We start from the raw sequence: 7,349 nt of genomic DNA on the forward strand, positions 1-7,349 counted from the left end.
CGCGACGGCGAGTTCTTTGGAGCATTGCACACGCGCCTGACGGCCGATGCTCTCAACGGGGCATTGGTGCAGGCACTGGGTCGAATTGCAGAGGAGTTGCCATGATGGGGGCAGTGAACAAACCGGTGGTGGGGATTATCGGTACCGGTGCGATTGGCGGTTTCTACGGTGTGATGCTGGCGCGGGCCGGCTTCGATGTGCACTTTCTGTTGCGCAGCGAGTTCTCGGCGGTGGCCGAGCGCGGCTTGCAGGTGAACAGTGCGGTGCATGGTCCGCTGACGTTGCATCCGGTACAGGCCTATGCAGCGGCCGAAGACATGCCCCAGTGCGACTGGCTGCTGGTCGGCGCCAAGACCACCAGCAATGCCGGTCTGGCACCGTCGATCATTCAGGCGGCGAAGCCTGACGCGAAGGTGCTGGTGCTGCAAAACGGCCTCGACGTCGAAGACAGTTTGCGTGAGCTATTGCCCGAGTCCCTTCATCTGCTGGGCGGGCTGTGCCTGATCTGCGTGCATCGCGAGGGGCCGGGGCAGATCACGCATCAGGCTCTGGGCGCGGTCAACGTCGGTTATCACAGCGGCCCGGCGCTGGAGAGTGCCGCACGCATGGCGCTGGTCGAGGAGGGCTCCAGCCTGTTCCGTGCGGCGGGCATCGAGTCGCAAGCGATGCCCGATCTGCATCAGGCGCGCTGGCAGAAGCTGGTGTGGAATATTCCCTACAACGGTCTGTCGGTGCTGCTCGGCGCCGGCACCGCACCGCTGATGGCCGATGCCGACAGTCGCGTGCTGATTCAGGCATTGATGGCCGAAGTGGTGCAGGGCGCCAAGGCCTGTGGCCACGACATGCCGCCGGGTTACGCCGACTACCTGTTCACGATGACCGAGAAAATGCCTGACTACTGGCCGAGCATGCACCACGACTTTGTGCACAAACGTCCGCTGGAGCTTGAGGCGATCTACGCCCGGCCACTGGCGGCGGCCAAAGCGGCGGGTCTCGAACTGCCGCGTATCGACGCGCTGTATCGCAGTCTGTGTTTTATCGACCGACGTAACGTTTAGGTCGATTTTTGTGTAAGGGGTGGGGGAAGGCATGGCCAAGAACATCGATGACAAACTGGTGCTGGCGATCTCGTCGCGGGCCCTGTTCGACCTGAGCGAAAGCCATAAGGTTTACCTGTCGAGCGGCGTTGAAGCCTATCGGCAGTATCAGATCGAACACGAAGACGAAATCCTCGCGCCGGGCGATGCCTTCCCGCTGGTGGAAAAGCTCCTGAGCCTCAACAGTCGCCTCGGCCGCGCGCGGGTCGAGGTGATTCTGGTGTCGCGCAACAGCGCCGACACCGGCTTGCGGGTGTTCAACTCGATTCACCATTACGGCCTGGCCATTTCCCGCGCAGCTTTCGTCGGCGGACGTAGCCCTTATCCGTACCTGAAGGCCTTCGGTTGCGACCTGTTTCTCTCCACTCACGCCGAGGACGTGCGCGCAGCGCTGGATGCCGGGTTCGCGGCGGCGACGATTCTGTCCGGCGGCGCCAGCCGTGCGGCGAGCGACGAATTGCGCATCGCGTTCGACGGTGATGCGGTGATTTTTTCCGACGAGTCGGAGCGCGTTTATCAGTCTGGTGGGCTGGAAGCGTTTCAGGCCAAGGAGCGTGAGTCGGCGCGTGAGCCTTTGCGCGGCGGACCGTTCAAAGGCTTTCTCGCTGCGCTCAATCTGTTGCAGCGCGAGTTTCCCGACGACGCGTGTCCGATTCGCACGGCGCTGGTCACCGCGCGTTCGGCGCCGGCCCATGAGCGCGTCATCCGCACCTTGCGCGAATGGGATATCCGTCTCGATGAATCACTGTTTCTCGGCGGCCTGACCAAATCGGCGTTTCTGGAAGCGTTTGCCGCCGATGTGTTTTTCGACGATCAGACCGGTCACTGCGAACTGGCCCGTGAAGTGGTCGCCACGGGCCACGTGCCCCATGGCATCAGCAACGAACCGCCGGTCTAAAGCCCTGTGGTTCAAGACGTTGCGTCGCCCGTCGTAGTCGCCAAGGCACTGCTAAGCTGAATCAAATCTCCGCCATTTTGGCACGCGAGGAGGTCATATGATTCGTTCGATGCTGTATGCCACTGACCTCGGTCTGTACGCACCGTTAGTGATGCAGCATGCCCTGGCGCTGGCGCGAACGTTCAATGCCGACCTGTATGTGGTGCATGCCGTGGAGCCGATGGGGCTGTTCGCCGAATCGGTGTTGCAGAGTTATCTCGACGAGCAGGCACTGAACGAATTTCACAGTCAGGGTCTGAAAACCGTCATCGCCAGTATCGAGCAGCGCGTGCTGGAAAGTTTTCGCGAAGAACTGGGTGAAGAGGGCGAGCAGGATCTGCAGCGCATTTGTGCCGTGCGTGTGCTGCAGGGCGATCCGTCGCAGGTGATTCTGGACCAGGTGCAGAAACTCTCTGTCGATTTGCTGATCGTAGGAAGTCACAGCCACGGGGTGGGCGCAGAAACGCCATTGGGGCGCACGGCGGCCCGGGTCCTGCAATTGGCCAAGGTGCCGGTGTATCTGGTGCCCTTGGTGGAGCGTCGGCGGCGGGAGGATCGCTGAGCAGGAATAATGGTCTTTTGATAAAAAAGTTCTAGATTTATTCTTCAAACCATTAATATAGTTATATACCAACGCTGATGCCCGTGGCGTCTACCTGCTTTGAGGGATTCATATGAAGCTTCAACAATTGCGCTACATCTGGGAAGTGGCGCACCACGACCTCAACGTTTCCGCTACAGCCCAAAGCCTTTACACCTCGCAACCGGGCATCAGTAAACAAATCCGCTTGCTGGAAGACGAACTCGGCGTCGAAGTGTTTGCCCGCAGCGGCAAACACCTGACTCGCGTCACGCCGGCCGGCGAGCGCATCATCACCACTGCCGGTGAGATTCTGCGCAAGGTCGAAAGCATCAAACAGATTGCCCAGGAATTCTCCAACGAGAAAAAGGGCACCCTGTCGATTGCCACCACGCACACTCAGGCGCGTTATGCGCTGCCGCCGGTGATCAGCAATTTCATCAAGCAATACCCGGATGTGGCGCTGCACATGCACCAGGGTTCGCCGATGCAGATCGCCGAGATGGCCGCTGACGGCACTGTCGATTTCGCTATTGCCACCGAGGCGCTGGAGTTGTTCGGCGATCTGGTAATGATGCCGTGCTACCGCTGGAACCGTTGCGTGGTCGTGCCGCAGGGCCACCCGTTGACCAAACTGCCGAAACTGACGCTTGAAGCGCTGGCCGAATACCCGATCGTGACTTACGTGTTCGGGTTTACCGGCCGTTCGAAACTCGACGAAGCCTTCAGCCATCGTGGCCTGACGCCGAAAGTGGTGTTCACCGCCGCCGACGCCGACGTGATCAAAACCTACGTGCGTCTGGGCCTGGGCGTGGGCATCGTGGCGAAGATGGCGGTCGACACCAAACTCGACAACGACCTGGTAGTGCTGGATGCCAGCGAGCTGTTCGAGTCGAGCATCACCAAGATCGGTTTCCGTCGCGGTACCTTCCTGCGCGGCTTCATGTGCGACTTCATCGAGAAGTTCGCACCGCACCTGACCCGCGAAGTGATGGCCAAGGCCATTCAGTGTCACAACAAGCAGGAACTGGAAGAACTGTTCGACGGCGTCGAACTGCCGGTTCACTAAGCGGTTGTCCTACAGCACCTCGGTGACAGCGAACTGTTGCCGGGTGCCCGCCACCAGAATCTCCACCTCATCGCCCTCGAATTTGCCCAGCAGGCTGTTGCCCAGCGGCGAGCGCGGGGTGATGACGGTAATCGGCTGACCCACCACATCGACTTTCAGGCCCGCCGCATCCGGCGCCAGAAACAGCCATTGTTCGCGACCCTTTTCGTCCTCCAGACCGAGCAGGGAGCCGACCTCGATGCCACGGCTTTCGTCGTAGGCACGCAACGTCAGGTTCTGGCACAGCGCCAGTGACTGGCGAATTTCCTCGACCCGTTTCGCCTGACCTGCTGCCAGATACGACGCTTCCAGTCCGAGGGTGTCGTACTTGTTTTCGGCGATGTTTTCCTCGTGGGTCGCGGTTTCGTAAGCGGTTTGCGCGGCGCGCTCGGCGATGTCGAGGTCAACGCGCAGTTTGTCGAGAATCAGTTGGTGGACGATGTGTTTGTTCATGATCAATCGCAGAATTGCAAAACATTGGCGCGGCTCTTTTCGCTCGGCGCGGTCTGGTCCTGTTGCAGCCAGAACTGGCATTTAGGATTTGACTGGTTGCGCGTGTTACCGCGTGCCTGATCCAGTCGCGCCTGTTGTTCGTTCTTGCGCAGGTTCTCTTCGTACTGCTCGAACAGCCGGCTTTGCGGTGGACTCTCCGGTTGGAACTGGACGGCCGGCGGATTGGCCAGTTGCTGTACCGCCTGGGCGACCGGCGCCAATTGTTCCTTGAGCAGCACAGGCGCGAGCAGCCAGCAGGTCAGCGCAATGGCCAGGAACCCCAGCCACATGCCCAGGGCAATACTGCCGGTCAGGCGCAGCGCGCTAAGCTGGACAGGCAAGGGGCGACGCGGATTGGGGCGATAGGGCATGGCTGCCTCCTGGCGGATGGTTGCGGGCAAGTGGCGATTGTCGCACGAAGATTAATCGCCGTCGGCTCTTCTGCGCGAGGTCATTTATGCGGACAATCGCGGCTTTTGCCAACGGGAGTCTTGAATGTCGGATCTGAAAACCCGCTGGGATATTTTTTGCACCGTGGTCGACAACTATGGCGACATCGGCGTGACTTGGCGTCTGGCCCGGCAACTGGTGGCCGAGCATTCACTGACGGTGCGCTTGTGGGTCGATGATCTGCGTGCCTTCGAGCGTATGTGCCCCGAGATCAATATCCATGTCGCGCAGCAATGGCAAGAGGGCGTCGAGGTGTGCCATTGGCCGAGCGAGTGGACACAGGCGCAAGCCGCAGACGTGGTGATCGCCGCGTTTGCCTGTCAGTTGCCGCCTGCGTACATGGATGCCATGGCCGAGCGCCAACAGCCGCCGCTGTGGATGAACCTCGATTACCTCAGCGCCGAAGACTGGGTCGTCGGTTGTCATGGTTTGCCCTCGGTGAAATACAAATCGGTGCAGAAGTTTTTCTTCTTCCCCGGGTTTCAGCCGGGCACCGGTGGCTTGCTGCGTGAACGCGGTTTGCTTGAGCGGCGTCGGCAATTTCAACAGGACGCCGCTGCACAGCGGCAATTCCTCGACAGTCTGGGGATCGTTCGCGCACCGGGCGCACAATTGATTTCATTGTTCGCCTACGAGAACACCGGTCTCGCCAGCTGGCTGGATATGCTGGCCGCCGATGACGAACCCACCCACCTGCTGGTGCCGGAAGGGCGAATTCTCGGTGATGTTGCGCACTGGCTCGGGGTCGATTCGCTGGCCGTCGGCGACCTCAACGTGCGTCAGGCGCTGACGGTGCAGGTGCTGCCGTTCGTCCGTCAGGATCAATACGATCATCTGCTCTGGTGCTGCGATTTCAACGCGGTGCGGGGTGAAGACTCGTTCGTGCGGGCGCAGTGGGCGGGGCGGCCAATGCTCTGGCACATCTATCAGCAGGACGAAGACATCCATCTGGACAAGCTCGACGCGTTCCTCGCGCTGTATACGAAAGGGCTTTCACCGGCCGCCGCTGAGGCGATGAACGGTCTGTGGCGGGCGTGGAGTGCCGGTCAGCCGATTGGCGATCACTGGCTCATCGCCCGCAAACATTGGCCAGAACTGCAGGAAAACGCCGAAGTGTGGTGTCTGGAACAAGGCTTGCAGGCCGATCTTGCCGCAGCGCTGGTAAGGTTTTACCTAAATTGGATATGATACGCGGCCTAGATTTTTGTAAATCCCATCCAAATTCGGATATTCGCAATGAAAACTGGTAAAGAACTCAAACCCGGTACCGTGATCCGTATCGACAACGATCCTTGGCTGGTTCAGAAAGCTGAATTCACCAAGTCGGGCCGTAACAGCGCGATCATGAAGACCAAGCTGAAGAACCTGCTGACCGGTTACAAGACCGAAACCGTTTACGGTGCGGACGACAAACTGGATGACGTGATCCTGGATCGCAAAGAAGCCACCCTGTCTTTCATCAGCGGTGACTCCTACACGTTCATGGACACCACCGACTACACCATGTACGAGCTGAACGCTGAAGACATCGAAGCTGTTCTGCCATTCGTGGAAGAAGGCATGACCGACGTTTGCGAAGCCGTGTTCTTCGAAGAGCGTCTGGTTTCCGTAGAACTGCCGACCACCATCGTGCGTCAGGTTGACTACACCGAAGGTTCCGCTCGCGGTGACACTTCCGGCAAGGTGATGAAGCCTGCCAAACTGAAGAACGGTACCGAGCTGTCGGTTGCTGACTTCATCGAAATCGGTGACATGATCGAGATCGATACCCGCGAAGGCGGTTCCTACAAAGGCCGTGCCAAATAAGCATCGCTTTTCGCGGAAAGAAAAAGCCCGACCATTGAGTCGGGCTTTTTTGTGCCTGCGATTTGAGTTTCACGCAATCCCCTGTAGGCGAAGGCCGACATTGGGATTTGCGTATGGCTTCAGACGGTGGTGTGCAGACGCACGTCAACGTTGCCACGGGTAGCGTTGGAGTACGGGCAGACCTGATGCGCCGCTTCGACCAGGCTCTGTGCATCGGCCTGTTCCAGACCCGGCAGGCTGATGTGCAGGTCGATGTCCAGACCGAAACCGCCCGGGATCTGGCCGATACCAACGTGTGCGGTGATCGAGGCGTCGTCAGGGATCTTGCGTTTGGTCTGGCTGGCGACGAATTTCAGTGCGCCGATGAAGCAGGCCGAGTAGCCGGCAGCGAACAGTTGCTCAGGGTTGGTCGCAGCACCGCCGGCACCGCCGAGTTCTTTCGGGGTGGCGAGTTTGACGTCGAGGATGTTGTCGCTGGAGATCGCACGACCATCACGGCCGCCGGTGGAGGTTGCGATTGCGGTGTAGAGCGTTTGCATGGTGTGAGCCTCGTTGAGTGTGTTTGTGCGCTAATTGTTTGCGCGCTAACTAAGTGCGAAGTGAATGTAGCTCGCTAATGTTTAGTGCGCAAGATATTTTTTTGAGAAATGTTCGCTTCGACGCTAAAGCGCGCGCCCGGTTATCTTGGAAAGCGCTGTTTAGACGGGTTGGCGGGGAAGTCAGGCGTGAAAATATATTTTTCAGACAACGAAATCACCGGTAGGAGCGAGCCTGCGCGCGATAGCGGTGTAACAGTCAGTACGATGGCGCTACCGATATCGCGAGCAGGCTCACTCCTACAGTGGAACTAATGGCGGGTCAGATCAGGCTGTCCTGCAG

9 protein-coding genes and 1 pseudogene are annotated in these 7,349 nt (G+C 59.3%); 7 read left to right on the forward strand and 3 right to left on the reverse strand.

Features of this window, described 5'->3' with window-relative positions; genetic code table 11:
* The 5 genes and pseudogenes from DBR24_RS33555 to cysB form a co-directional block, all read left to right on the forward strand.
* Window positions 1–105: pseudogene (locus tag DBR24_RS33555) on the forward strand (thioredoxin); the annotation flags it as partial.
* Complete coding sequence (locus DBR24_RS24235) at window positions 102–1,058, forward strand: putative 2-dehydropantoate 2-reductase (protein WP_128615998.1); 957 nt, start codon at window positions 102–104, stop codon at window positions 1,056–1,058. The pseudogene DBR24_RS33555 and the gene DBR24_RS24235, both read left to right, overlap by 4 nt.
* Window positions 1,059–1,089: 31 nt before the next feature.
* A complete protein-coding gene (locus DBR24_RS24240) occupies window positions 1,090–1,995 on the forward strand; it encodes a 5'-nucleotidase (RefSeq protein WP_123466556.1) in 906 nt (301 codons plus the stop codon).
* A 97-nt stretch (window positions 1,996–2,092) separates the two neighbouring features.
* Window positions 2,093–2,596: a universal stress protein gene (locus DBR24_RS24245; protein WP_123466554.1), complete on the forward strand. Its 504-nt coding sequence runs from the start codon at window positions 2,093–2,095 to the stop codon at window positions 2,594–2,596.
* 112 nt (window positions 2,597–2,708) lie between these two features.
* Window positions 2,709–3,683: an HTH-type transcriptional regulator CysB gene (gene cysB / locus DBR24_RS24250; protein WP_007908591.1), complete on the forward strand. Its 975-nt coding sequence runs from the start codon at window positions 2,709–2,711 to the stop codon at window positions 3,681–3,683.
* A gap of 9 nt (window positions 3,684–3,692) precedes the next feature.
* Here the strand turns inward: cysB and DBR24_RS24255 are convergent, their stop codons facing one another.
* Window positions 3,693–4,175: a GreA/GreB family elongation factor gene (locus DBR24_RS24255; protein WP_128615999.1), complete on the reverse strand. Its 483-nt coding sequence runs from the start codon at window positions 4,173–4,175 to the stop codon at window positions 3,693–3,695.
* Between the two features lie 2 nt (window positions 4,176–4,177).
* Window positions 4,178–4,585 carry a hypothetical protein gene (locus DBR24_RS24260; RefSeq protein WP_128616000.1) on the reverse strand — a complete coding sequence of 136 codons (408 nt, stop codon included), beginning with the start codon at window positions 4,583–4,585 and terminating at the stop codon, window positions 4,178–4,180.
* Between the two features lie 124 nt (window positions 4,586–4,709).
* Between DBR24_RS24260 and earP the strand changes: the two genes are divergently transcribed.
* Both earP and DBR24_RS24270 read left to right on the forward strand, forming a co-directional pair.
* Window positions 4,710–5,852 (forward strand): elongation factor P maturation arginine rhamnosyltransferase EarP, encoded by a 1,143-nt coding sequence (gene earP / locus DBR24_RS24265; protein ID WP_128616001.1) that lies wholly within the window; start codon window positions 4,710–4,712, stop codon window positions 5,850–5,852.
* Window positions 5,853–5,900: 48 nt separating this feature from the next.
* Complete coding sequence (locus DBR24_RS24270) at window positions 5,901–6,470, forward strand: elongation factor P (protein ID WP_123466546.1); 570 nt, start codon at window positions 5,901–5,903, stop codon at window positions 6,468–6,470.
* A 119-nt stretch (window positions 6,471–6,589) separates the two neighbouring features.
* Here the strand turns inward: DBR24_RS24270 and DBR24_RS24275 are convergent, their stop codons facing one another.
* Window positions 6,590–7,009 carry an organic hydroperoxide resistance protein gene (locus DBR24_RS24275; RefSeq protein ID WP_007964807.1) on the reverse strand — a complete coding sequence of 140 codons (420 nt, stop codon included), beginning with the start codon at window positions 7,007–7,009 and terminating at the stop codon, window positions 6,590–6,592.
* Window positions 7,010–7,349: the final 340 nt, after the last annotated feature.

Source organism: Pseudomonas sp. HMWF006, assembly GCF_003061205.1.
In the GTDB taxonomy this organism is placed as follows: domain Bacteria; phylum Pseudomonadota; class Gammaproteobacteria; order Pseudomonadales; family Pseudomonadaceae; genus Aquipseudomonas; species Aquipseudomonas monsensis.